26 protein-coding genes and 1 tRNA gene are annotated in these 23,038 nt (G+C 69.9%); 13 read left to right on the forward strand and 14 right to left on the reverse strand.

Annotated features, from left to right (window positions below; all coding sequences use genetic code 11):
• Positions 1-4 precede the first annotated feature (4 nt).
• From QTQ03_RS16720 to QTQ03_RS16735, 4 genes are read left to right on the forward strand one after another with little or no spacing between them, the layout of a single operon-like run.
• A complete protein-coding gene (locus QTQ03_RS16720; RefSeq protein ID WP_289278865.1) occupies positions 5-469 on the forward strand; it encodes a hypothetical protein in 465 nt (154 codons plus the stop codon).
• Positions 466-1,308 (forward strand): hypothetical protein, encoded by an 843-nt coding sequence (locus QTQ03_RS16725; RefSeq protein WP_289278866.1) that lies wholly within the window; start codon positions 466-468, stop codon positions 1,306-1,308. The genes QTQ03_RS16720 and QTQ03_RS16725 overlap by 4 nt, the downstream gene beginning before the upstream one ends.
• 10 nt (positions 1,309-1,318) lie before the next feature.
• Positions 1,319-1,618 carry a hypothetical protein gene (locus tag QTQ03_RS16730; RefSeq protein ID WP_289280864.1) on the forward strand — a complete coding sequence of 100 codons (300 nt, stop codon included), beginning with the start codon at positions 1,319-1,321 and terminating at the stop codon, positions 1,616-1,618.
• A gap of 15 nt (positions 1,619-1,633) precedes the next feature.
• Positions 1,634-2,446 (forward strand): hypothetical protein, encoded by an 813-nt coding sequence (locus QTQ03_RS16735; RefSeq protein ID WP_289278867.1) that lies wholly within the window; start codon positions 1,634-1,636, stop codon positions 2,444-2,446.
• A 33-nt stretch (positions 2,447-2,479) separates the two neighbouring features.
• Here QTQ03_RS16735 and QTQ03_RS16740 read toward each other — a convergent pair whose 3' ends face one another.
• Together QTQ03_RS16740 and QTQ03_RS16745 are read right to left on the reverse strand one after the other, a co-directional pair.
• Complete coding sequence (locus QTQ03_RS16740; RefSeq protein ID WP_169600148.1) at positions 2,480-3,376, reverse strand: IS3 family transposase; 897 nt, start codon at positions 3,374-3,376, stop codon at positions 2,480-2,482.
• Complete coding sequence (locus QTQ03_RS16745; protein ID WP_502889683.1) at positions 3,373-3,693, reverse strand: transposase; 321 nt, start codon at positions 3,691-3,693, stop codon at positions 3,373-3,375. The genes QTQ03_RS16740 and QTQ03_RS16745 overlap by 4 nt, the downstream gene beginning before the upstream one ends.
• A gap of 34 nt (positions 3,694-3,727) precedes the next feature.
• Between QTQ03_RS16745 and QTQ03_RS16750 the strand changes: the two genes are divergently transcribed.
• The 3 genes from QTQ03_RS16750 (at position 3,728) to QTQ03_RS16760 (ending at position 6,096) form a co-directional block, all read left to right on the forward strand.
• Complete coding sequence (locus tag QTQ03_RS16750; protein ID WP_289278868.1) at positions 3,728-4,009, forward strand: hypothetical protein; 282 nt, start codon at positions 3,728-3,730, stop codon at positions 4,007-4,009.
• 385 nt (positions 4,010-4,394) lie between these two features.
• Entirely contained in the window at positions 4,395-5,828 is a 1,434-nt protein-coding gene (locus QTQ03_RS16755) for an ISKra4 family transposase (protein ID WP_289280660.1), read from the forward strand.
• Complete coding sequence (locus tag QTQ03_RS16760) at positions 5,812-6,096, forward strand: hypothetical protein (protein ID WP_289278869.1); 285 nt, start codon at positions 5,812-5,814, stop codon at positions 6,094-6,096. The genes QTQ03_RS16755 and QTQ03_RS16760 overlap by 17 nt, the downstream gene beginning before the upstream one ends.
• Before the next feature lie 155 nt (positions 6,097-6,251).
• Here the strand turns inward: QTQ03_RS16760 and QTQ03_RS16765 are convergent, their stop codons facing one another.
• The 7 genes from QTQ03_RS16765 to QTQ03_RS16795 form a co-directional block, all read right to left on the reverse strand.
• Entirely contained in the window at positions 6,252-8,156 is a 1,905-nt protein-coding gene (locus tag QTQ03_RS16765; RefSeq protein ID WP_289278870.1) for a hypothetical protein, read from the reverse strand.
• Positions 8,157-8,240: 84 nt separating this feature from the next.
• Positions 8,241-9,071: a hypothetical protein gene (locus QTQ03_RS16770; protein WP_289278871.1), complete on the reverse strand. Its 831-nt coding sequence runs from the start codon at positions 9,069-9,071 to the stop codon at positions 8,241-8,243.
• A gap of 115 nt (positions 9,072-9,186) precedes the next feature.
• Entirely contained in the window at positions 9,187-9,648 is a 462-nt protein-coding gene (locus tag QTQ03_RS16775) for a hypothetical protein (RefSeq protein WP_289278872.1), read from the reverse strand.
• A gap of 10 nt (positions 9,649-9,658) precedes the next feature.
• A complete protein-coding gene (locus QTQ03_RS16780; RefSeq protein WP_289278873.1) occupies positions 9,659-10,030 on the reverse strand; it encodes a hypothetical protein in 372 nt (123 codons plus the stop codon).
• A gap of 107 nt (positions 10,031-10,137) precedes the next feature.
• Positions 10,138-10,269: a hypothetical protein gene (locus QTQ03_RS16785; RefSeq protein WP_289278874.1), complete on the reverse strand. Its 132-nt coding sequence runs from the start codon at positions 10,267-10,269 to the stop codon at positions 10,138-10,140.
• 151 nt (positions 10,270-10,420) lie between these two features.
• Positions 10,421-11,743 (reverse strand): hypothetical protein, encoded by a 1,323-nt coding sequence (locus tag QTQ03_RS16790; protein WP_289278875.1) that lies wholly within the window; start codon positions 11,741-11,743, stop codon positions 10,421-10,423.
• 4 nt (positions 11,744-11,747) lie between these two features.
• Positions 11,748-12,107, reverse strand: a complete 360-nt coding sequence (locus tag QTQ03_RS16795) for a DUF6907 domain-containing protein (RefSeq protein ID WP_289278876.1) — start codon at positions 12,105-12,107, stop codon at positions 11,748-11,750.
• Between the two features lie 234 nt (positions 12,108-12,341).
• Here QTQ03_RS16795 and QTQ03_RS16800 point away from each other — a divergent pair, with 234 nt between their 5' ends.
• The 3 genes from QTQ03_RS16800 to QTQ03_RS16810 all read left to right on the forward strand — a co-directional run bounded on the left by QTQ03_RS16800 (position 12,342) and on the right by QTQ03_RS16810 (position 14,395).
• On the forward strand, positions 12,342-12,872 hold the full coding sequence (locus tag QTQ03_RS16800) for a UTRA domain-containing protein (protein ID WP_289278877.1): 531 nt from the start codon (positions 12,342-12,344) through the stop codon (positions 12,870-12,872).
• A gap of 2 nt (positions 12,873-12,874) precedes the next feature.
• Positions 12,875-13,630, forward strand: coding sequence for a GntR family transcriptional regulator (locus tag QTQ03_RS16805; protein ID WP_289278878.1), 756 nt, complete (start codon positions 12,875-12,877; stop codon positions 13,628-13,630).
• Positions 13,631-14,068: 438 nt separating this feature from the next.
• Positions 14,069-14,395, forward strand: a complete 327-nt coding sequence (locus tag QTQ03_RS16810; RefSeq protein WP_289278879.1) for a hypothetical protein — start codon at positions 14,069-14,071, stop codon at positions 14,393-14,395.
• Between the two features lie 5 nt (positions 14,396-14,400).
• On the opposite strand, the gene QTQ03_RS16815 is transcribed toward QTQ03_RS16810, so the two are convergent.
• Positions 14,401-15,333, reverse strand: coding sequence for a tyrosine-type recombinase/integrase (locus tag QTQ03_RS16815; RefSeq protein ID WP_289278880.1), 933 nt, complete (start codon positions 15,331-15,333; stop codon positions 14,401-14,403).
• Between the two features lie 139 nt (positions 15,334-15,472).
• A tRNA-Thr gene (locus QTQ03_RS16820) sits at positions 15,473-15,549 on the reverse strand.
• Between the two features lie 310 nt (positions 15,550-15,859).
• Between QTQ03_RS16820 and QTQ03_RS16825 the strand changes: the two genes are divergently transcribed.
• Positions 15,860-16,951: an ABC transporter ATP-binding protein gene (locus QTQ03_RS16825; RefSeq protein ID WP_289278881.1), complete on the forward strand. Its 1,092-nt coding sequence runs from the start codon at positions 15,860-15,862 to the stop codon at positions 16,949-16,951.
• Positions 16,952-17,031: 80 nt separating this feature from the next.
• On the opposite strand, the gene rlmB is transcribed toward QTQ03_RS16825, so the two are convergent.
• Both rlmB and cysS read right to left on the reverse strand, forming a co-directional pair.
• Positions 17,032-18,150 carry a 23S rRNA (guanosine(2251)-2'-O)-methyltransferase RlmB gene (rlmB, locus tag QTQ03_RS16830; RefSeq protein WP_289278882.1) on the reverse strand — a complete coding sequence of 373 codons (1,119 nt, stop codon included), beginning with the start codon at positions 18,148-18,150 and terminating at the stop codon, positions 17,032-17,034.
• Positions 18,150-19,565, reverse strand: a complete 1,416-nt coding sequence (gene cysS, locus QTQ03_RS16835; RefSeq protein WP_289278883.1) for a cysteine--tRNA ligase — start codon at positions 19,563-19,565, stop codon at positions 18,150-18,152. Before cysS ends, rlmB begins: the two co-directional genes overlap by 1 nt.
• A gap of 390 nt (positions 19,566-19,955) precedes the next feature.
• On the opposite strand from cysS, the gene QTQ03_RS16840 reads away from it, so the two are divergent.
• Positions 19,956-20,552, forward strand: a complete 597-nt coding sequence (locus QTQ03_RS16840) for an IclR family transcriptional regulator (protein ID WP_502889870.1) — start codon at positions 19,956-19,958, stop codon at positions 20,550-20,552.
• A gap of 12 nt (positions 20,553-20,564) precedes the next feature.
• Here QTQ03_RS16840 and QTQ03_RS16845 read toward each other — a convergent pair whose 3' ends face one another.
• Positions 20,565-21,056, reverse strand: a complete 492-nt coding sequence (locus QTQ03_RS16845; RefSeq protein ID WP_289278884.1) for a GNAT family N-acetyltransferase — start codon at positions 21,054-21,056, stop codon at positions 20,565-20,567.
• Positions 21,057-21,191: 135 nt separating this feature from the next.
• On the opposite strand from QTQ03_RS16845, the gene QTQ03_RS16850 reads away from it, so the two are divergent.
• The gene (locus tag QTQ03_RS16850) at positions 21,192-22,742 is read left to right on the forward strand and encodes a hypothetical protein (protein ID WP_289278885.1); all 1,551 of its coding nucleotides are present in this window, start codon (positions 21,192-21,194) and stop codon (positions 22,740-22,742) included.
• Positions 22,743-23,038: the final 296 nt, after the last annotated feature.

Consider the following 23,038-nt stretch of genomic DNA (forward strand, 5'->3'; position numbering starts at 1 on the left):
GGCTATGCCGCTTGCCGGCGAGGAGATCCTGATAACCGACTTCGAAGGCGACGTGTACGCGTTGGAGACCGCGAACGACACGACCACATCGACGAGCTATGTTGACGGAACTTTACACGGGGTGGCGTTCGTGCCACCCACCAGCGGAAGCGTTTGGATCGGGTTCGGCGGACTGGTCGGCAACAACAGCACATCGGAGGGACTCCGCACACTGATGAGCGACTACGTCCGCACCGGCTCCACGATCGGGTCCGGGACGGATGTACTCACGCCGTCGGACGCACGTGCGATCAAACTGTACAAACAAACCACGAATAGCTCCTACATGTACGCCCAGGCGTCGATATGGCACAAGGTCACCGGCCTGACCGCTGGCGCCGACTACAACGTGATCACCCAGTTTCGGGCGGTCAGTGACACCGCGGCGGTTGACGATCGGTGGGTCGCCGTCATCCCCGCTTTCACATGACCCGCGCACCCGCCACCCTCCGCGTGGTCCGCGGACTGCTGCTCACGCATCTCGGGTCGCACGGGCTCACCGGCGGCGAGGTCGGCATCGTCGCCGACGGCAACCACCGGGGCGGCTACCACTGCGGTGAGGATCGCGTGATCTCCGGCGACTACTCGGTGGTGGAGTCGCCGCGGGACCGGGCCGGGCTGACCCTCGACGCCGCCGGCCTGGACGTCGGCATGTTCGAGGTCCGCGCTAGCGGCCACGACCTGCGCAGCTTCTCCACCTGGTGCGTCCGCCAGTGCGCCGCGAACGCCCCGGACACCCGCGACATCCGCGAAATCATCTACAGCCCGGACGGGCGGACAGTGCGCCGCTGGGACCGGCTCCGACGCCGCGCCACCGGGGACCTGTCGCACCTCTACCACACGCACTTCTCCTTCCACCGGGACGCGATCAAGGCGGGTCGGGACCAGACTCCGCTGTTCCGCCGCTACCTCACCACCATCGGCCTGCTGGAGGACGCTATGGCCCTGTCCGCCGAAGACCTCGACAAGGTGCGGTCAGCGACCGCCAGGGGCATCTACGACGCCCTGTGGGTGGCCGCCCAAGGCCAGCCCTACCGCGACCTCGCCTACACCGGGCCCGGTTCCATTGGCAAGGCCATCCGGACCAACCTGCAGGCGCTGACCGTCGCACCGGTGCTGGCCGCGCTCGCCGCGAAGGACCTGGTGAGCGAGGAGGAGGTGGTTGCGGGGATCCTCGCCGCTCTCACCCCGGAGGCGATCGCCTCGGCGATCCCGGACGACCTGGCCGGGCAGGTCGCGGACGAGCTGGCCCGCCGCCTGGCGGAGTAGCGGTGTGGCACTGGAGCACCTGCTGTACGCCGCCGGGGCCATCGCCGTCATCGGGGCCGCGGCCGAAGTGCTACGCCGGACGGTGGGCTGGATGATCCGGACCGTGCGAAAACTCTCCCGGCTCGCCGACGACCTCCTCGGGGAGCCGCCAAGCCCCGAGTACCCGGAGGGCCGGCCGGGATTGATGGGGCGCCTCGCCCGTATCGAGTCCCGCCTGGACGCGCTTGAGGAACTGCGTCCGGACGGCGGCCGGTCGATCAAGGATCAGGTGGGGCGGATCGCGCAGGCCACCGGCGCCGACAAAAACTAGGGAGGGGCCCGTCCGATGCCGCTACCGGCCAGCGTCACCACCGTCCCCGTCCACATCGAGATCCTCGACATCAACGGTGACCCAACCTCCGGTTTCGTGGAGTTCGTGGTCCCGCAGGCCCTACACGAAACCGTCACCGACACCGTCCTCGGCCCCGGCCGATACATCGCCACCCTCGACACCGCCGGAGAGGCGACCATCAACCTGCCCGCCACCGACGACACAGACGTCGTCCCCCAGGGCTGGACCTACGAGGTACGCGTCAACACGTTGGCGTGGCAGACCCGTTTCCACGTCGCCGTCCCGGTCGCCACCGTCGGCACACTCGAGTTCTCCGACCTCATCCCCGGCACGGCGGTCAGCGACGGCAGTGTCTACCTGCCGCTGACCGGCGGCGTCCTCTCCGGTGACCTCACCGTGTCCGGTGACCTCACCGTCACCGGCACGGCCAGCATCGGCGGCGCCGGAGTGGACAGCGTCAACGGCCGCACCGGTGACGTCACCCTCACCGCCGACGACGTTGACCTCGGCGACGTCGACAACACCAGCGACCTGGCCAAACCGGTCAGCACCGCCACTCAAACGGCGTTGGACGGCAAAGCCGACACCGGGCACACGCACAGCGGCGGGGTGAGTATCACCCGGGCGTATGTCACCTCGGGCAACGTCACCCCACAGGACACGTCGGAGGCGTGGCAGCAGCTGACGGGTGGCCCCACACTCACCGTACCGGCGGCGGAGGGCGACGAGATCGAACTGGCCGTCTCGTGTATGACTGACGGCAGCGTTTCGACCACATTTTTTGACTTGGCCGTGGTGTGGGGTTGACCCGGTTTGACGGACAGGGTCGGTAAGTTGATCTCACGCTACCTTGCTCGTTGGCCTGCGGGAATAGGCCGTCGCCTCATACTCGGCCGGGCTCATGTAGTCCAGGGTGGAATGGCGGCGGCGGGTGTTGTACCACCCCTCGATCCACTCGAAGATCGCCGCACGGGCGGCGGCCCGGGTCGGCCACGCCCTCCGGTCGAGCAGTTCGGTCTTGATCGTGGCGAAGAACGACTCCGCGACGGCGTTGTCCCAGCACTGACCCCGCCCACCGACCGACAACCGCACCCCGTTGCGGTCGGCCAGCCGGGCGTACTGCGCACTCGTGTACTGGCAACCCCGGTCGCTGTGGAAGATCACCGGCCCGGTCGGGCGTCGGACGGCGATCGCGTTGGACAACGCCTGAGCGGGCAGATCGGTCCGTAGGTGGTCGGCGGTCGCCCAGCCCACAACCCGGCGTGAGGCGATGTCGATGACGGTGGCGAGGTACAGCCAGCCCTCCCACGTGTGGATGTAGGTGATGTCGCCGCACCAGCGGGTGTCGACCCGGCCGGCGGCGACGTCGAAGTCCCGGCGGATCAGGTCCGCCGACAACGCCGCCCCCGGGTCGGGCACGGTCGTGGTGCGCCACCGCTTCGGCGTGCGGCCGCACAACCCGGCGCCCCGCATCAGCCGGGCGACCCGCTTGCCGGAGTGCCGCCGCCCCTGGGCGGCGAGTTCGGCGCGGACCCGGGGTGCGCCGTAGGTGCCGGCCGAGTCGGCGTGGATCTGCGCGATGCGGGCGGCGAGGTCTGCGTCGTCGCGTTCCCGCCGCGACGGCCCGGCACGGTGCTGGTAGTAGGCGGACCGGGAGACCTCCAGCAGCTCACAGGAACGCTTCACGTTCCCGTCGGGCCGCGCCTTCTCCGCCTCGATGAACGGGTACACGTTCACCGGGTCTCCCTCACGAAGAAAGCCGTGGCCCGTTTCAGGATGTCGACGTCCTCGCGGAGCCGGCGGTTCTCCCGCCGCAGCCGCGCCAGCTCGTCGCGCTCGTCGCTGGTCAACCCGTCGCTGCGGGTGCCGGCGTCGATGTCGGCCTGCCTGACCCACTCACGGACCGCGGTCTCGGTCAGGTCGAAGTCCCTCACGACCTGCGCCACCGATCGGTCACCCCGCCGGCACACCTCGACGATCTCCGCCTTGAACTCCGGCGTGAACGCTCTGCGCGGCCGGCGTGGTTTCTTGCCCATGCCTTCCATGATGAACATCCTCCCGAGGAGCACACAGCCCCTCTGAGCTGGGATGTCCGTCAAACCGGGTCAGGCCCAGGTGGTGTCCAGTTCCCTCGTCCGGTTCGCATCGACTGGTGGGGCGACACCAGCGGTGGAGGGCGACCCGTCGCTGTATCCGTCACCCAACACGTACCGCACCTCCGGAACACATTTCGGGTTCACGGTGGCTGCCGGCGACTTGGACGGCGGGAACGTGGTGTTCTGCTTCGCGACCAAGACCAGTTCGGCGGCTGGGACCCTGTTCGCCAACTCATCCTTCCCGCTCCGCTGGCGGGCGATGGTGATCTCCTGACGGAGTTCGGCAGCCGCCCCTGCCGCCGATCGCACCACCAAGTTTTCAGCCCGCCGAAACCCGGCGGGCTTCTCGCTGCCCTGGCCCGGTCCGTGGGGACGGAGACCGGGCCAGGGTCCATCCGTTCCCACCGTTCCGGCGAGAAGCCTGAGGAGGGCACCCCTGATGTTGCACGACTATCTGATCTGGGTGCGGCTCTGGTGAGGTGCGGCGACACGCTGTGTGGCCTGGGGATGTGTTACTGGTTGTGATGGTGAAAGGGATCCTCCCGCTATGTTCGTCGGTTGCGAGACACGAACATCAGCAAAGAGGGAGCCCGGTGCAAGAGTACGCATCCGAGACGGCGGACGATGCTTTCGCCGGCTCATCCGTGCGGTTCGGCGCGATGGTGGACTTCCTGTCCGGTGAGCATGCGGCGGGGATGACTCACGCCGAACTGGAGGAGCGGCTGCATACCGATGGCATGCGGTTGCTGTGTCAGTTGTTGCAGGACAGTCTGGATCTTCGTGCCAGTCGGGAGGAACGGCTCGACGAGGTGACCGACGCCGATAGCCATCTGCGGGGGTGGGCCGAGCGGGGGCGGCAGCGGACGCTGGCCACCCGGTTCGGTGAGGTGGTGGTGACGCGTATCGCCTACCGGGCGCGGGCGCGGGCCGATCTGAACCCGGCGGACGCGGTGTTGAACCTGCCCGTGGAGAAGCACTCGCATGGACTGCGCCGGTTGGCCGCGGCCGAGGCGGCCCGCGGCTCGTTCACCGACGCGGCGGCCGCGATTGAGCGGGCCACCACGGTGCGTATCGGGAAACGGCAGGTCGAGGCGTTGGCCGCCGCAGCGGCGATAGATGTGGATGCCTTCTACACCGCCCACGCCCCGGACTGGTCGGCCGATGATGATGTGCTGGCGTTGTCCTTCGACGCCAAAGGGGTGGTGATGCGCCCCGACGGGCTCCGCGCGGGCACCGCCAAGGCCGCGGTCAGCCAGAAACTGGCCGGCCGCCGGTCCAAGGGCGAGAAACGCAACCGCAAGCGGATGTGCGAGGTCGCCGCGGTCTTCGACGTGACCGGCAAGCCGCGCACCATCGCCGACATCCTGCCCGAGGACCCCGAAGCGGCCCAAACTGCTACCCCGGCGCCGGTCACCTCCGGCAAGTGGCTGCACGCCAGCGTGACCGACGACGCCGCGGCGGTGATCGCCGCCGGGTTCGCCGAGGCCGACCGCCGCGACCCCGACCACGCTCGGACCTGGATCGCCCTGGTCGACGGCAACACCCACCAGATCGACCGGATCCACGCCGAGGCCAAAACCCGCAAGATCACCTTGCCGGTTGTTGTGGACTTCATCCACGTCATCGAGTACCTCTGGAAGGCCACCTGGTGTTTCCACCCGGAGGGCGACCCGAACGCCGAACGGTGGGTCCGCGCCCAGGCCCGGCAGGTGTTGGCCGGACGGGCCGGCATAGTCGCCGCAGCCATCCGACGCAAGGCCACCTACCACGGCCTGGACCCCGGCAAACGCAAACCCGCCGATGTCGCCGCCGCCTACCTGCTGGCCAAAAAACCGTACCTGGACTACCCGACCGCGCTGGCCAACGGGTGGCCGATCGCCACCGGGGTGATCGAAGGCGCCTGCCGCCACCTGGTCAAAGATCGTATGGACGTCACCGGCGCTCGCTGGGGCCTCGACGGCGCCGAAGCAATCCTCAAACTCCGCACCCTGATCAGCAACGGCGACTTCGACCAGTACTGGACCTGGCACCTGGCCCAGGAACAACAACGCATCCACAACAGCCGCTACCTCGGCGGTGCCATCCCACAATAGACGATCACCTCAGAGGAGCCGCACCCATCTGATCTCCCTGATCCGCACCGCCGTGCCCGTCGCCGTCGGCGCCCTGCTCGCCTGGCTGGCCTCCCGGGCCGGGATTGTCCTCGACGAGGGTTCGTCGACCGCGCTGACCGCCGGGGTGGTCGCCGCGGCCGTAGCTGTCTACTACGCCCTCGTCCGCGCCCTGGAGTCCCGGTGGCCCTGGTTCGGTGTCCTCCTCGGTAAGCCGGCCGCACCGTCGTACGAGGTGACCAGCCGGTAGGCACCAGCGCCCGGCCTCGACCAACAACGCGAGCGCCCCCAGCCTTCGGGCCGGGGGCGCTCGCGCGTGTCTACGACACGTCATACCAGCGGTGGGGTGACCGTTGCGTCGGTGCAACGACGGCTGCGCCGGGACGCGACGTGAGATGTCCAGGGTCAGGCGGCCCCAGCCAGCTCGTACCGGCCGTAGCCGCCCTTCGCGATCTCTCCCGCCTCCATCAGATCACCGAGCAGGTTGTGGACCTGCCGCTCCGAATAGCCAGCCGTCTCAACGATCGCCTTCGGCGTCCGGTGCCCGGCACGGATCGCCGCCAACACACGCTGGTGACCCTCCCGCAACGCCCGCCGCGCCTCCTGCTCAGCCCGTGCCGCGAACTCCTGCCACGACGGAAACACCTGCAAGTCGATGGCGCCCACGGTCGAAGGCGGCACCGGAGCGACCGACACGTCAAGCGCCACACCTGCCCGGCGGGCGGCGATTCGCTGGCGGGCAGCCTCCAACGCCTCGTCTGCCATCTGGTGCCGACGCAGGTACGTCACACCCCACGCCGCCGCTGAACCCGGGTCCAGCGACCGCCAGGTGATGCGCTTCGGCCACACCTTCCGCTGCTCATTGCTCACGTAGTAGCTGCGGAACGGCGCCGACCGGGCCTCCGGATCCGGGTCGATCAGGTACCCGTACCCGGGTAGCGGCGGGAACTGGGACGGGTCTACGTCTACCTTGAACACCGACTTCGCGTTCGGGTCCTTACCCCGCATCATCACCCCGTTACCGGCGAGCAGATTCGATCTGATCGCCTCAGCGCTCGGCGTGCCCGCACCGCCAAACGCGTCCAGCGTCGGTGCCTGCGACGCAAGCAGTAGCGCAACGCCAACCTTCCCGCCTTCGCGGGCGATCGTCGACGCCAGGTATTGGATGCGCTGCCATGCCCCTGCGTTTTCCAGCTTCGACATCGGCTTGTGACACTCGTCGATGATGCCCAGCAGTCCGGGCCGATCGCCGGCCGGCGTGAACCCTTCAAGGGCCGCGATGGCGTTCTCGTCCTGCCGCAGCAGCATCACCAGATGCATGCCCTCCAGCATCACGAGGATCTGCTGGTGGGTGCGGGCCCTGAAGTCGGCGTGCGCCATGAGCAGCGGCGACGACGCGCCACCTTGACCGTCGCCGTACAGGATCACCGTCGGATGGCTGGCGCTCGCGGCGAGGGACATGGCCACCGACTCAATAAGCCGCGACTTGCCCGACCCGGTTCCGCCCTGCACGTACCCGCCCCACAGCCGGTGCTCGGTGTACGCCCTCCAGGCGGCCAGGCCCTCCCCATCGGCGTACGGGCCGAGCGTCACCCGACCGGAGGCCGAGTCGAACGCCTCCGGCCCAGGCCAGTCCACACTGCTACGGATCGGGGAACGGGTGACGATCGTCAGCAGCACGTCCGGCTCCCGCTCAGTTGGGTGGGCCTCGATGAGTAACTCTTGGTCCGCCTGCAACCGCAGCCCGCCGCGTAGCTTCTTCGCCGCCGCGATCGTCATGCCGAGATCCTGTTTGCCGGGTCGTAGCCGCAGCGTGTACCGGATGCCGGCCTTGATGGGCTGAGGGTCACGCAGCGACGACCCGGGCAGCGCGCCGTCCGGGCGGCCCACGTTCTCCGACCACAGCCGCTGGTACTCCGACCTCGACGTCTTCTGCTGGATCAACCCCACCGGGCGGGACCGCCACCAGTGCGTCGACAAGGCGTACCCGAACGCCATCAGGATGCCGACCGCGCCCAGCGACAGACCGGCGACAGTCACCGACACCAGCCACACCCCGGCGACCGCCGCGAACGTGTACGCCCGTCGGCGGGCACGCCGGTCGAACACCCGCCCCCGCACCTTCGTCGCGGCCACAACAGCGATGACGAACGCGGCACCGGCCACCCACACGGCCACCTGCTGCTCGTCGCCGGTCACATGCACAGCGATGCGCGCCGCACCGGCGGCGACCACCAGCGCGCCGACGGCGGCGTGCGGGACGAGCTGCGGACGCAGCCCACCGGCTACCGGCTCGGATCGGGTGTCCACGGCATCTCCCTCAAGCAGGCTCCCCAGGCTTCCACCGCGGCGGCGCAGACCAGCCCGGTCTGCGCCCCACGGAAGAAGCCCGGATCACTCGTTGACCAGGGCCTCCTTGTCCGGCGCGTCCGGGTTGGACTGGTAGAACTCCCGGCCGCCGTGGAACTTCTGCATCTCCTCCGCCAGGGCGGTCCACTTCGCGGTCGCGGTCGCCGACGCCTCCCGCGCCTCGCCCTCCAGGCTCAGAACGGTGTCGCCGAAGCCGAGTCGTTGCAGGGCCCCGGCGTAGCCCTCGGAGTTGAACTGCTGGTGGGTCGCGGCGACCTCAGCGGCGTAGGCGATGGCAGTAGGCAGGCCGGTTACCTCGGCGTTAGCCATGTCGATCTCCTTTTCGATCTTCTTGACGTCGGGGAACAGGTAGATGCGAGCGGTGGGGGTGTCGGTGGGGTAGTTGCCCTCGGCGCGGTCGCAGGCGGGGCAGTTCGCCGAGCCGGGCTGCGCGTAGGTCACACGGCACCGCACGCACGTCGGCCTCTCGACGTCACCGATCGGGCGCATGCCGTCCTTCCATTCGGCGTTGCGGCGCTGCTGCTCTTCCCACTCGGCGTTACGGCGCTGCTGCTCGGCCAGGCAGCGCGGACACGGCCGCCCATCCAGCACCACCGAGCCCTCACAGGTCGCACAGTTACGGGTGTTGTTCGGGTCGGTCGGATGCCGGTCGCGCCGCCGCTCCGACACCGGCCGGGGTTCGCGGACCACGTCGACCATGTCGTCAACCGGCACGTTCAGCCGCTGCGCCGCTTTCTTCGCCGCCCGGCTACGCCGCCACCCGGTGTTAGCCCGCAGGAAATCCTCCGTCGCGTCGTCCAGCCAACCGCGCACCCCGTACCGGGACTGCGACTCACCCCGCCTGATGCGCTCCATGCGCTCACGGTGACGCGGCGGCGTCTGCCCCTTCAGCGCGTACGTCACATCCTCGGCTGACCGTTTTGCCATCCAGGTCAACAGCATGATCCAAAACAGGACGTCGAGGCCCATCTCACGCCTCCGCCGTCGACGACTTGCGGATGACCCGGCGTGCCATCAACAGCGACGCCACAGCGCACGCCAACGTCAAACCCACCGCCGACTGCTCACCGGTCCACTCCGTCAGCAGACCGTTGACCCACCCCTGCGCGCCGTCAGCCCAGGCGGAGATCGTGTCGCCGAACTTCCCGTCCACCGCTGTCGCAATCGACGGAGCCAACAACGCGGATCCGACCGCGAACCAGTTCGGGACGCCATCAACGAACGAGTCGATCAGGGTGCCGACCACGGCGACGATCAGTAGCAGCACCGGCAGCCACGCCCACGGCAGCGCCTCCAGCACCCACTCGATTCCGTCACCGACGAACGTCTCCGCGCCGAACGCGCCACCGACGAAGGCGAGCCCGAACGACAGCCAGGCGAGGGTTTTCACCCCCTTCTGCCGAATCGACCTGATATTCACGTGCTTCGCCACAAAGGCCTCCTTACAGGAACAGCCACAGCGCCAGGTCGGCGCCGGGGTGGATGACGTGATCGACCAACCACACGGCCGGGGGCAGTGTGGACAGCAGCTTGACGGTGACAACCGCGACCCCGAACCGCGCCGGCCGCTCCAACAGCCACTCGAACAGGCGGGCCGCCGCCACAGCCGGGACCGCCACCAGGGCCAGCCACGCCCGCCCGAACGCACGCACCAGCCCGCGCCTGCTGTCGGTGTACCGGCCCCGCTCCGCGTACAGGCGCATCGTGTCCAGCGCCGGCCGCCGCTCCGTCAGCAGGGCCGGCGGGGTGCAGTACGCGCCGAACCGGGACAGCCACGCCCGCGAATCCAACGAACGACGGTCACTGTCCGTCATTGCAGAGTGCAGACCTTCCGGCGTCTCCGGGCCGGTTTCGCGCTCAGAGGGCAGGTCGGCGGAGTCTGCATTGCAGAGTGCAGTCTCACGCTGCGTCACATCTGCGGTCACTGGTGGCCCCCGAGGGACGCGCCGAGCGCGCCAGCGGCCAGCACGGTCACGACCAGCAGCACCAGGTAGGTGAGCGCGAGCCACGCGAGGCTGGTGTCACCCCGGCGCTTGCCGTTGGTGTGGGACATTGGTGTTCCTTCCTCTCGGGGTTGGAGGCGGGGCCCGGTCCGGCTTTGGTAGGTGGGGCCGGGCCCCGCAGCTTCGTGGTCAGACGGTCAGCGTGCGGCCCGAGTGGTTCTCCGTCGCGACTACGTAGAACGAGTCCTTCTTCGGCATGGTCTAGTCCTCCTTCTTGGTCTTGGTCCGCTCAGCGCGGACCAAGTTGATAGCGGTCTGGGCGTCACCGGCGCTGGTCCAACCCATACGGTCCATGACCGTCCGGCGGCCCGGGATGTCACCCCGATACGCGCGCTTCAGGTCACGGACCATGCCCTCTATCCGGGGCGGCACATCCCCAGCGGCGGCCGGGCTGACCGGACGAACACGGTCCAGGCGGACGGCGGTCCGCCGCAACGGCGTGGTCCGGGCGGCTGCTGCGTCCCTGGTCTCGGGCTGGTCCACCCCGTCCGAGGTGGACCAGTCCCGGTCCACTGGGTTGGACCGGCCATTGGTCCGGGCCTGGTCCACCGCTTCGGTGCGGATCTGGTCCGCGATGCTGGTCCGCATCTGGACCAGCCCGTTGGACCACATCGGCCGGGGTGTCTGGTCCACGATGCTGGTCCAGGCGTACTCGTCACGGGTCCGGATCCGGGTCGCCGCCTCCGTCATGCTCCGGCGGGTGCGGTCCATCAACGCCCACTCGTCAGCGCTCGGCTCCACGACAGCAGCAGACGGATCGGTGAGCTGCTCGATACGGTGCACCCGCGCCACCCTCCGCTGCGCCTCGACGACCATCGCATCGTCGGCCTGCAACGCGAGCCGACGCAGCTTCGCCTTCCGCCAGCCCGCCAGCCGATGCGACCCGTGGTGCAGCCGGTGCGCGGTCACGGTCATCGCGTCGATACGCCGATCCCGGTCCACCCGCACCAGATCCTGCTGGCCCGGCTGGATCAGCCCCAGGTGAATGCCGATACGGCGGGGGGTCCAGATCCAACTCGTCGGCTGCTCGACGGCGCCCGGCTTGTCGGCGGTGATGCCCATCCACCAAATCCCGGCACCGACAGCAGGGGCGAACAGGCGTAGCAGAAACTCCGGCACCGAGCTGGACGCGGTAGAGGCGACGATTCCGGACGCGGCGGCGACCGCCCACACGAAACGGATGTGCCGGCGGACGTCACCGGGCGGCTGCTGGGTGAGCTTGTGCTTGGCGAGCAGGCCCTGCGACACCATGACAACTTCGAACATGCCGAACAGGACCAAGGCGACCGGGATCGAAAGCTCGAGTGCACCCCGGGCGACCTCCCACATGCCCTCGGCGGCGAACGCCGTGGCGAGGACGACCGCGAGGGTACCGACGCGTGTGTGCGCGTGGCCGGTGCGCAGGAACCGCCAGACCAGCACGGCGGCGAGCAGCGCGCCGACGATCCCGGCGCCGACCGCGACATGCCGGGCGTATGCCGGCGCCACGTCGAGCACCGGGCCGAGCCAGTCGGGCAGGTTCATGCTGTCACTGCTGCCCGTCGCGCCGGCCACGCACAAGCAGGGAGAACAGCTCGGCGGCGAGTAGCTCCGCCTCGTCGAGGCTCAGGCTAAAGGCCCCGTCCGACGACCGCACATAGACCTGTGTTGCACCCTCTTCGCCGTCAGCATCGAGACGTTCTAGCGAGATCTCCACCTCACGCTGCTCTGGCCCGTCGGTAGCCACGATGGTGCGGGTCGCGCCGTGGTGAAACGTCACCCCAGGGTCCGGCGTCTCCCATGAATCGCCGCCCTTCCAGCAGTCGACGCACCACGGAGGGCACTTCGATGGGAAGTCCGGCGGCACAATCGGCGATGCGGACGTCGGAGCGTGCGCGATGATGGACATGGTCTTCAGCCCTTCTCACAGCAGGGTTGGAGGCAAGGCCCTCGGCTGGTGTTGGTGCACCGCCGGGGGCCGCTTTCGTTAGCCAAGGCGAGCCGGTCAGGGAGGTCCACGTCCGCCACCATACGTCCATACCTGGCAAGGTAGCAAGGACGTGTACAGTGCGACATGCGAGGAACTTGCCGGGTAAGGCAGTAAGGTCAGCCGAGATCACCACAAGCTGAGGGAGCGCCGACCATGGGACAGCCGAGGTGGACCAGCACCTCCGACCAGTACCTCAACCCCGTCGCCGGCGACGCCTGGACAGCCGACGCGGCCACCCGCGGACAGCAGGGCAGCCAGCGCGTCCTCAACGTCGAGACGATCCCAGCCCCAGCCGACATCGCCGAGCACCTCGGCGTCGCCCCCGGCTTCTCCATCGTCGCCCGCCGCCGGCTCATCCTCGCCAACGACCTACCCGTAGAGGTCGCCACGTCATACTGGCCAGCCAGCCTCGCCGCCATGACCGCCCTCGCCCAGCCAGCAAAGATCCCCGGCGGCGCCGTTCGGTTCGTCGCCGAACTCGGCTACACCCCAACCGAGGTCCGCGAGGACGTCACCACCCGATGGACCACCCCGTACGAGCAGACCACGATGGCCATGCAGAAGCCCGAGCCGGCGCTGATCCTCACCCGCATCCTGCTCGACGACACCGGCCAGCCCTACCAGGTCGACGTCAACGTCATGCGCGCCGGCCAGCACATCCGCTACGTCCGGCAGGCAGGCTGACCGTGACCGCCCGCGACCCCCGACCCCGCTCTCACCAGATCGCCGCCGAACTTCGAGCCGTCATCATGTCCGGCGACCTCGCCCCGGGCGCGAAACTGCCCTCCACCGCCGAACTCATGGACCAGCACCGCACCCACGGTGCCACCATCCAGAACGCCCTCGGCATCCTCAAGGCCGAGGGCTACCTCGAAGGGCAGCCCGGTCGCGGAGTGTTCGTCCGCCCCACCCAGCAGCAGACCATCACCCCCGCCGACTACAGCACACCGTCGACGCCCGGCCAGCCGTACGCATGGATCACCGCCGCCGCGGACCGCGGCCAGCGCGGCGCGTCGCAGCTCCTCGACGTCGGCGAGCACCCGGCGCCCGTCCAGGTCGCCGCAGCGTTCGGCATCGACCCGGGCGAGCCGGTGGTGCGCCGACAGCAGTTGCTTACCCTCGACGGGCAGCCAGTCGAGCTGGTGTGGACCTTCTATCCGGTCGCCCTGGCCCGAGGCACTCCGCTCACCGCGCGGCGACTCATCAAGGGCGGCGCCCCAGCGGTGCTCGCCGAACTGGGGGTGGAGCCGGCATCCATCGAGGACGTTATCTCCACCCGCCCCCCGACGTCTGAGGAGTTCGTCGCCTTGGCGCTGCCTACCGAGGTGCCGATCCTGCGTACGTTCCGGGTGGTCGTGGCCGCGACCGGAGATGTCGTGGAGTGCCAGCTGATGGTGAAGGCGGGGCATCGACACGAGGTGCGCTACCGATGGCCGGCGTGAGTGGGTGACGGTCGCGTCGAGGGCGACTACCCGTTGCGGGTGGCCGCCCTTTTGCCACCCGGCGGCGAATGCGTAGATGGTGGCAGTTGTCTGCGATGCACTGCTGGTCGTGATAGTCAGATAGCGGACAGGCAGCCGATCAGGCGTCGGCTATGTCCGACATCGATGCAAGATCCCCGCGAGTTCCACGACACCTAATACGTGTGTACGACTTGCATAACGTGAATTTGAAGAGCAGATTAAATCCCCTGCACAGAGATCCGCACGGCAGTCCCATCCGTGGGACCGCCACCAACCCGGGGGAGGTGGCCACCATCCAGCAGTCACACTCTCCATAGCAGACCGGGGACCGCACCGCCAGCGGCAACCCTCGGGAGGCCGGCGCGCACCCCCGTCCGACCTCCGATCATGCCCCTCCCCAATCTCACCTGATCGGAGATGACCCGCACCGTGCTCCACAAATGCTGGATGATCACCCTCGGTAGGTTTGCCGGACTCATCACCGTCGCGCTCTTCGCAGCACTTATGATCATCGTGCTCAGCCCCGAAGCGACCCACACGCCCAGACTCAGCCTGCTGTTCGTCGGCGTGCTGCTCCTCGGCTTCACCTCCGCCGCACTCCTCGCGGCCGGCCATATCCGTCTCTGGCTCACCGAGTCCGGAGACAAGCGCTGGTGGTGCGGCTACAGCGCCGCCGTCAAGGACCTCACCGACCGCGGCAGGCTGGACCTGTCCGAGCCAGCAGGCCCCAGCCAGCGCGGATAAGCCCGCTACAGGCCACCCATCACGTCCACGCGGTCGTACGCACGTCGGGCTCTGGCGGACCGGGCCGACCGACCGTAGTGACGCAGCATCTGTGATGATTCCCAGCCCGCCAGCTCCTCGAGATCACCCTCCGCGCCGCCGGCATCCAGCCAGCGGTGCGCGAAGGTGTGCCTGAACATGTGCGGGTGCACCCTGATCCCCAATCGCTCTCCGCGGCGGGCGATCATCTGGTAGATGCCGGAGCGGGTCATCCCCCGTTCGTTCCGTCGCAAACCCAGCCACAAGGCCGGCAGGGCGGCAGCCTTGTGGCTGGCCCGGACCCTCTTGTACCGGTCGATCGCCTGGGCGCACTTGTGATCAAACTTGACCGTCCGCTGCTTGCTGCCCTTGCCCACGACGATTGCGGTTCGGTCCGCGACCGACACGTCGCCGACCTCCAGGCCCGCGAGTTCGGCGAGCCGGACTCCGGTGCAGGCGAACACTCGCAAGATCGCTGCGTCCCGACGACTCTCAAGGTCGCGTCCCTGCTCGGCGTCCTTGACCAGGCGCTGCATGTCCTCCAGTTCCAGGACCGGCACGAGCTTCTCCCCCAACTTGGGGGCTGCGGGGGGCACGAACCGCTCGAACGGGTTCGGAAGATCCTCCTCCTCCGCGTACCACTTGCAGAATTGCTGGAGGCAGCGCGCGATGTTGTTGCGGTACGACGCGGAGTAGCCCTGATCGTCGAGCCAGAGAAAGAACGCGCCGAGGTGCCCACGTGTGACACCCCCCCAGGACTGCACCGGCTTGTGTTGGATCAGCCAGCCGCCGAACCAGGACACGGCATCGGTGTACATCTCGCGTGTACGGGTGCTCTTGCCGCGTATCCGCAGCTCAAGGGCGAAGGACTCGATGAAGGGGCGGAGGTGGCCCGGGTCGGGCCGGGAATGTCTCACCATCGACACATGGTATGCCCCCTCATTCCTCTAAGCGAGTGCTGTGTGAGCGGCTAGGCAAGTCCGATCCGGGCAGCCAGACAAAGTTTAAGGCCCGATGACCTTGGTGTTTTCCCAGGTCATCGGGCCTCTAAGTGGTACTTGGAGCCCCCGGCCGGGATCGAACCGGCGACATCTCGCTTACAAGGCGAGTGCTCTGGCCAGCTGAGCTACAGGGGCGTGTGATGTCGACGCCAGCATAGCGACTGGCGCCCGGATTTCCCGCGCGCCAGGCCTTGCGAGCATCGGAAACCTCGGAATGTTGGCCGCGCGCCGTCGGTGCCGGCCGAGGTTTCGTGTCCGCCTGACCACCGTTGACCGGTATGCGCCGCCGTCCGGGCCGCGCAGCTTGGCAGCTACGGGAAAGCCGTTTACGGTGCAGTGACACGGTCGACACGTGTCGCCCGTGGGCCGGTGCACGACGCGTGCCGGCCGCTCCTTCACTCGGATCGTCCGGCACGTTCCTGCCGGTGAAAGGAAGCATCCCCCCATGGCTACGGTCACCTACAGCAAGGCGTCCCGGATCTACCCGGGCACCGAACGGCCCGCCGTCAACCAGCTCGACCTGGAGATCGGCGACGGCGAGTTCCTGGTCCTGGTCGGTCCCTCCGGTTGCGGCAAGTCCACCAGCCTGCGCATGCTCGCCGGCCTCGAGGACGTCGACCAGGGCTCGATCCACATCGACGACCGGGACGTCACGCACCTGCCGCCGAAGGCCCGCGACATCGCGATGGTATTCCAGAACTACGCCCTCTACCCGCACATGACGGTGTACGAGAACATGGCGTTCGCGCTCAAGCTACGCAAGACCTCGAAGTCGGAGATCGACCGGCGGGTCAAGGAGGCGGCGACGCTGCTCCAACTGGAGGAGTTCCTCAACCGTAAGCCGAAGGCCCTCTCGGGTGGCCAGCGCCAGCGGGTGGCGATGGGCCGGGCGATCGTCCGCGAGCCGCAGGTCTTCCTCATGGACGAGCCCCTGTCGAACCTCGACGCCAAGCTGCGGGTCCAGACCCGTACGCAGATCGCCTCGCTGCAGGCCAACCTCGGCGTCACCACCGTCTACGTCACCCACGACCAGGTCGAGGCCATGACCATGGGGCACCGGGTGGCCGTCCTGCTCGACGGTGAACTCCAGCAGGTCGACACCCCACGGGCGCTCTACGACACCCCGGCCAACGTCTTCGTCGCCGGTTTCATGGGCTCCCCCGCGATGAACATCAAGACCGTGTCGCTGACCGACAAGGGCGCCGAGTTCGCCGAGATGAACGTCCCGCTCAGCCGCGAGCAGGTCGCGGCGGCCCGTGCCGACGGCGGCGACGGCAAGGTGACCGTGGGCTTCCGCCCGGAGGACTGCGACCTGGTCAGCCCGACCGAGGGCGGCATGCCGGTCGTCGTCGAGCTGGTCGAGGATCTCGGCTCGGACGCCAACATCTACGGCCACGCGGCGTTGGACGGCGCCAACGAGCGGTTCGTGGTCCGCACCGACCGGCGGTCCGTGCCGAACATGGGTGAGACCGTGTTCGTCAAGCCGCGCGCCGGACGCAACCACGTGTTCCACGCCAACATCGGCCACCGGATCTGACGTCCGGCTGAGCCGGCGTACAGCGGAGAGGGGCGGGCCGCCACGGCGGCCCGCCCCTCCGCGGATGTCCGACCAGACGCTCAGCCCTCGGTGGCGCGGCGACGCGTCACCTCGGCGAGGGTCACCGCCGCCGCGACGCTGGCGTTCAGCGACTCGACGTCCGAGACCATCGGGACACGGACCGTCAGGTCGCAGGTCTCGCCGACCAGTCGGGACAGGCCGCGGCCCTCGGAGCCGACGACGACGACCAGCGGGCCGACGGCGGCCTCCAGGTCGTACAGGTCGGTCTCACCGTCGGCGTCCAAGCCGACCACGACGAAGCCGGCGTCCTTGCACGCCTTCAGCGAGCGGGTCAGGTTGGTCACCTGGGCGACCGGAACCCGCGCGGCGGCGCCGGCGCTGGTCCGCCAGGCGGTCGCGGTGATCCCGGCGGCCCGCCGCTCGGGCACGAAGACACCCTGCGCGCCGAACGCGGCGGCGGACCGGATCACCGCGCCCAGGTTGCGCGGGTCGGTGACCCCGTCCAGCGCCACCAGCAGCGGCGCGGCCTGCTCCAGCGCGACGGCCACCAGGTCCTCGAAGGGCTCGTACGCGAACGGCGGAACCTGCAAGCCGATTCCCTGGTGCAGCACGCCGCCGGTCATCCGGTCCAGCTCGGCGCGGCTGACCTCCAGGAGCGCGATACCCCGGTCGGCGGCGGTGCGGACGATCTCGTTCACCCGGTCGTCGATGTCGATGCCCTGGGCCACGTACAGGGCGGTCGCCGGCACGTGCGCGCGCAGCGACTCCAGCACCGGGTTACGGCCGACGAGCAGCTCCGGCGCGTCCTTCGCCGGGTTCGCCTTGCGGCCCGGGGCGACCCGCGGGCCACCGCGGCCGGGCTTGCCACGACCGTCGCCCTTGCCGCCGGGTACGCCCCGCCCGCCGCCCCGGCCCCAGGTGGTGTCCTTCGTGCCGGGCTTGCCGATCTTGGGGGTACGCCCTTCGTCGGCGGCGGTCCGGCGCTCCTTCTCCTGCTTCCAGGCGGTGCGCTGGGGCAGCTTCTCGGTGCCGGAGTACGCCTTGTGCCACGGCCGCTCGTCGGCGGGCAGGGTGCGGCCCCGCCCCACGAGGGCGTCCCGGTTCTTGCCGCCGGAGCCCTTGGGGGCTCCGGCCTTCGGCGTCAGCCGCCGGCCGCGGCGCTGTGAGTTGCCGGCCATCAGTCCTGCTCTCCAATAGTCCAACGGGGGCCCTGGGGGGTGTCCTCGACCACCACGCCGGCCTGCTTGAGCTGGTCGCGCACCGCGTCGGCGGCGGCCCAGTCCTTCCGGCTGCGTGCCTGCGCACGCTGCTCGAGAGCCAGGGCCACCAGGGAGTCCACCACACCGCGCAGGTCGTCCGCGCGGTCCCCGCCGGTCCACGCCGGGTCGAGGGGGTCGACCCCGAGGATATCCAGCATCGCGCGTACCTGGCCGAGCGCGGTGCGCACGGTCACATCGTCGCCGCCGGTCAGCGCCGTGTTGCCGTCCCGGACCACCTCGTGCACCACGGCGAGCGCGGCGGAGGTGTTGAGGTCGTCGTCCATGGCGGCGGCGAACGCCGCCGGCACCTCGCCGAGCTGGCCCGCACCGACCCGCTCGGCCGCCCGCTGCACGAAACCCTCGATCCGGCGGTACGCGACGGCCGCCTCGCGCAACGCGTCCTCGGAGTAGTCGATGCACGACCGGTAGTGCGCGGCGGCGTAGTAGTAGCGCAGTTCCACCGGGCGGACCCCGAGCGAGTCGACGTAGGCGAGGTCGAGGGTGTTCCCGGCGGACTTGCCCATCTTGGCACCGCCGATGTTGAGCAGGCCGTGGTGCACCCAGTACCGCGCGAACCCGAGGCCGGCGGCCTGCGACTGGGCGAGTTCGTTCTCGTGGTGCGGGAAGGTCAGGTCCAGTCCGCCGCCGTGGATGTCGAACTCGGCTCCCAGGTAGCGCCAGCACATCGCCGAGCACTCGATGTGCCAGCCGGGCCGACCCCGGCCCCAGGGCGAGGGCCAGTACGCGTCGGCCGGTTCGTCCGGCTTGGCGCCCTTCCACAGGGCGAAGTCCCGCTGGTCACGCTTGCCCCGGTCCGGGGCGTCCCCGGCGGACTGCATGTCGTCCGGCGACTGGTTGGACAGCGCCCCGTACGCCGGCCAGGACAGCACGTCGAAGTAGACGTCGCCGGAGCCGTCGGTGGCCGGGTAGGCGTGCCCGGTGTCGATGAGCCTCGCGATCAGCTCGTGCATTTCCGGGATGTGCCCGGTGGCCCGCGGCTCGTACGTCGGGGGCAGCACGTTCAGCGCCCGGTACGCGGCGGCCAGCGTCAGCTCGTTGGCGTACGCGATCGACCAGAACGGTCGGCCCCGTTCCTGCGCCTTGACGAGGATCTTGTCGTCGATGTCAGTCAGGTTCCGGATGAACCGGACCGCATATCCGTGCGCCAGCAGCCAGCGGCGCAACACGTCGTAGTTGACCCCGGAGCGAAGGTGCCCGATGTGTGGCGGCGCCTGGAGGGTGAGACCACACAGGTAGATCCCCACCTTGCCGGTTTCCAGCGGGACGAAGTCCCGCACCGATCGGGTGGCGGTGTCATACAGGCGTAGCGTCACCGTACAAGGGTATCCGTCGCCGCTTTTCCGGGTCGGCAGGAGCCGGGTCGTACGCTGCTGGTCGTGGACACCACCGCCCGACCCGGCAGCGACCCGACAGCCCGAGCCGGCGCCGTCCCGCCACTGGCGGAACCGGGGCCGGGTGGCGACCGGTCGACGCGGTCCCGCGCGAACGACGGTGCGGGTGGTGCCCAGCCCGCGCGGTCCGGTGCGGACCCGGTGCGGCCCGCTGCGGATGCGGCATCGGGTGCCGCCCGGTCGGGGCGGCCCGGCACGAGCGCGGCGGCGGGCGCCGCCCGGCGGGTACGCCCCGACCAGGGGGCGACGGCGGGCGGGCGGGCCGACCCGGCGGCGCGCGGGGGCGAGACCGCCCAGACCCTCGACCGGGGCCTGCGGCTGTTGCACCTGGTCGCCGACGCGCCGGGCGGGTTGACCGTCACCGAGGCGGCGGGCCGGCTGGGGATCGGCCGGGCCGCCGTCTACCGGCTGGCCGCCCCCCTGACCGCGCATGGCATGCTGCGCCGGGACAGCGACGGGCGGCTGCGGCTCGGTGCCGGGGTCCTGCACCTGGCCCGGCGCGCCCAACCGCTGCTCGCCGAGGGGGCGCTCCCGGCGCTGCGCCGGCTCGCCGAGCAGGCCGGCGCGACCGCGCACCTGACGGTCGTCGAAGGCGGCGAGGGGGTCGCGCTGGCGGTGGTCGAGCCGAGTTGGACGGCGTTGCACGTGGCGTACCGGACCGGGGCGCGGCACCCACTGGAGCGGGGGGCCGCGGGGCGGGCCATCCTCGCCGGCCGGGCCGGCGCCGCCGGTCCGGTGAGCACCGCCGGGGAACTGCAGTCGGGGGCGTACGGGGTGGCGGCGCCGGTGTTGGGCGTGCCCGGTCTGGAGGCGAGCGTCGGAGTGGTGTCCCTGGCGCCGCTGGACGCCGAGACCGTCGGGGCCCAGGTCCTCGCGGCGGCCAGCGCGATCTCCGCCACCCTCCGCTGACCGCCCGTGCGGCTACTCCGCGCCACTCCGCAGCCGTTTCGCCATCTGCTGCGTGGTGACCTGGTAGCCGCTGCGCTCGTACAGGGCGATCGCCGCCGCGTTGTCGCCGAACACGTTGAGGCCCAGTCGCCGCGCCCCAGCCTCGCGCGCCAACGCCTCGGCGGCGCCGAGGATGGCCGCGCCGTAGCCGGAGCGGCGGTGGGCGGACTCGACCCGGATGTCGAAGAGCCACGCCATCTCGGTCGACCCCGTGCGGGGATCCGCCAGACCGAGCCACACGCTGCCGACCACCTGACCGGCGTCGTTCTCCGCCACCAGCAGGTAGTGTCCCTCGGTCGCCAGCCCGCGCGGCAGGAACGTCGCTCGATCCTGACGCGCCTTCTCCACTGACACCTCGTACGGGGCCGTCGTGGCGAGCGACTCCACGTACTCACGGATCTGCTGCTCCGAGTACACGTCGTACTCGTCCTGGCGCATGTCCCGCAGAACCACCACCGGATCCATGATCAAAGGCTACCGGTCCGCGAGCCGGGCCGTCGACCGGGCCCGAAGGGGGATGGTGACGTCCATTGTCGATGCCCCGGCACGCCGCTAGACTCCACTATCCATCGACATTCATCGACAGGCAGGATCATGACCATGCGCAAGCGAGGTCTCGCCCTGGCCTCCGCCATGACGGTATTCGGCCTGGCGTTGCCCGGAGCCACCACAGTCGACAGCTCCGCCGGCCGCGCCCTGCCCATCCCCGTCGGCCCCCGCGGCATCGCTCTCCAGCCGTTCACGGGACAGCCGGCCGCGGCCCACCCGATCGACGCCCCCGAGGCGCCGCGGCATCCCTTCATGGCCGACAACGGCTCCAGCAACATCCACGGCGACGCCTACCAGACCGACACGTACCGACGTCCCGGCCCAACCGGGCGCGACCTGACGGTCCGCAGCCGGCTGCAGGGCGGGATGTGCCTCTCGGTCACCTTCGACTCCAGGGGCCGGATCGTCACGGTCTGCATCACCCCAGGCCAGGCGCCCCGGCTCCTCCTACTGGATCCGGGCACCCTCGACGCGATCGCCGCGCTGCGCCTGCCCGGCACCACCAGCACCAGCCCCACCGAGATCTCCGGCGGCGTGTACTTCTACCTCGACAACCACGACCGGGCGATCATCCCGACCGACGCCGGTGACATCCTGGTCGTGGCCGTCCAGGGCGACCGCCTCGTGCCCCGGCGCAGCTACGACCTCACCCCCGCCATCGGCACCAGCGACATCGTGTCGGCCCTGCCGGACTGGTCGGGACGGCTCTGGTTCGCCACCAAGGACGGAACGGTCGGCACCCTCGACATGACCAGCGGCCGAGTCGAGACACACGGCATCGACGGCGAGCAGATCGCCAACAGCATCGCCGTGGACGAGTCCGGCGGGGTCTTCGTCGCCAGCGACCACGCGCTCTACCGGTTCGACGCGGCCCCCGACGGCCGACCCGAGGTCACCTGGCGCACCCCCTACGACCGGGGCAGCCGACAGAAACCGGGCCAGCTCAGCCAGGGCAGCGGCACCACTCCCACCCTGATCGGCCCGGCGTCCGGCCCGGACGGCGGCTACGTGGCCATCACCGACAACGCCGACCCGGCCATGCGGGTACTCGTGCTGGCCCGGGGAAAGGCCGGACCGACCAGGGTCTGCGCCCAGCCGGTCTTCCCCGCCCGCACCGGCGCCACCGAGAACAGCCTCGTCGCCGTCGGCGGTGACCTCATCGTCGAGAACAACTACGGATACCGGGGCGACTTTCGGACGCTGCTCAAGGGGCTGGCCGGGGCCAGGCTGGCCGACACCGCGCCGGGCCTGACCCGGATACACGTCGACTACTCCGGCCGACGCTGCTCCGTCGCCTGGTCCAACACGACCGAGCGGATCCCGAGTGTGGTCAGCAAGGTCTCGCTGGCCAACGGACTGCTGTACACCTACACTCATCCGTCCGCCGACGAACTGGCGTTCCGACCCGGCGGCCGGCTACTGGGTTGTCCGGACGCGTGGTACCTGACCGCGATCGACGTGCGGACCGGCGAGCGGGTGTGGCGCCGGCTCGCCGGAGCCGGCCCGCTGGTCAGCAACCACTACGCCCCGGTCTCCCTCGGGCCGGACGGCGCCGCGTATGTCGGTAGCGTCGGCGGCCTCATCCGCATCGCCGACGGCTAGCCGGCCCGCCCGCGGCCTGCGATTGCCCGCCATGAGCGCGTCCCGGCAGCACACGCGGCGGGCGCTCCGAGGAGTGGCCGGACAGCTGCGGCGAGAGTGAGGTGGATCCCCGACCACCGAGCGACCCAGCCGGACACGGCGTTGGGGACGCTGGCACCCGGATCGTTTGCGGCCATCGATCCCTTCCCCGCGGTAGTCACGACACTTCTTCGGCTGCCCCGGGGCCGTCACCCAGTCGGGAGACGCCGCACCACGCGAGGCGAGGGCCCCGCCCGCGAGGTCCGCCACCTGACCGA

Source organism: Micromonospora sp. WMMA1363, from assembly GCF_030345795.1.
Lineage (GTDB): Bacteria > Actinomycetota > Actinomycetes > Mycobacteriales > Micromonosporaceae > Micromonospora.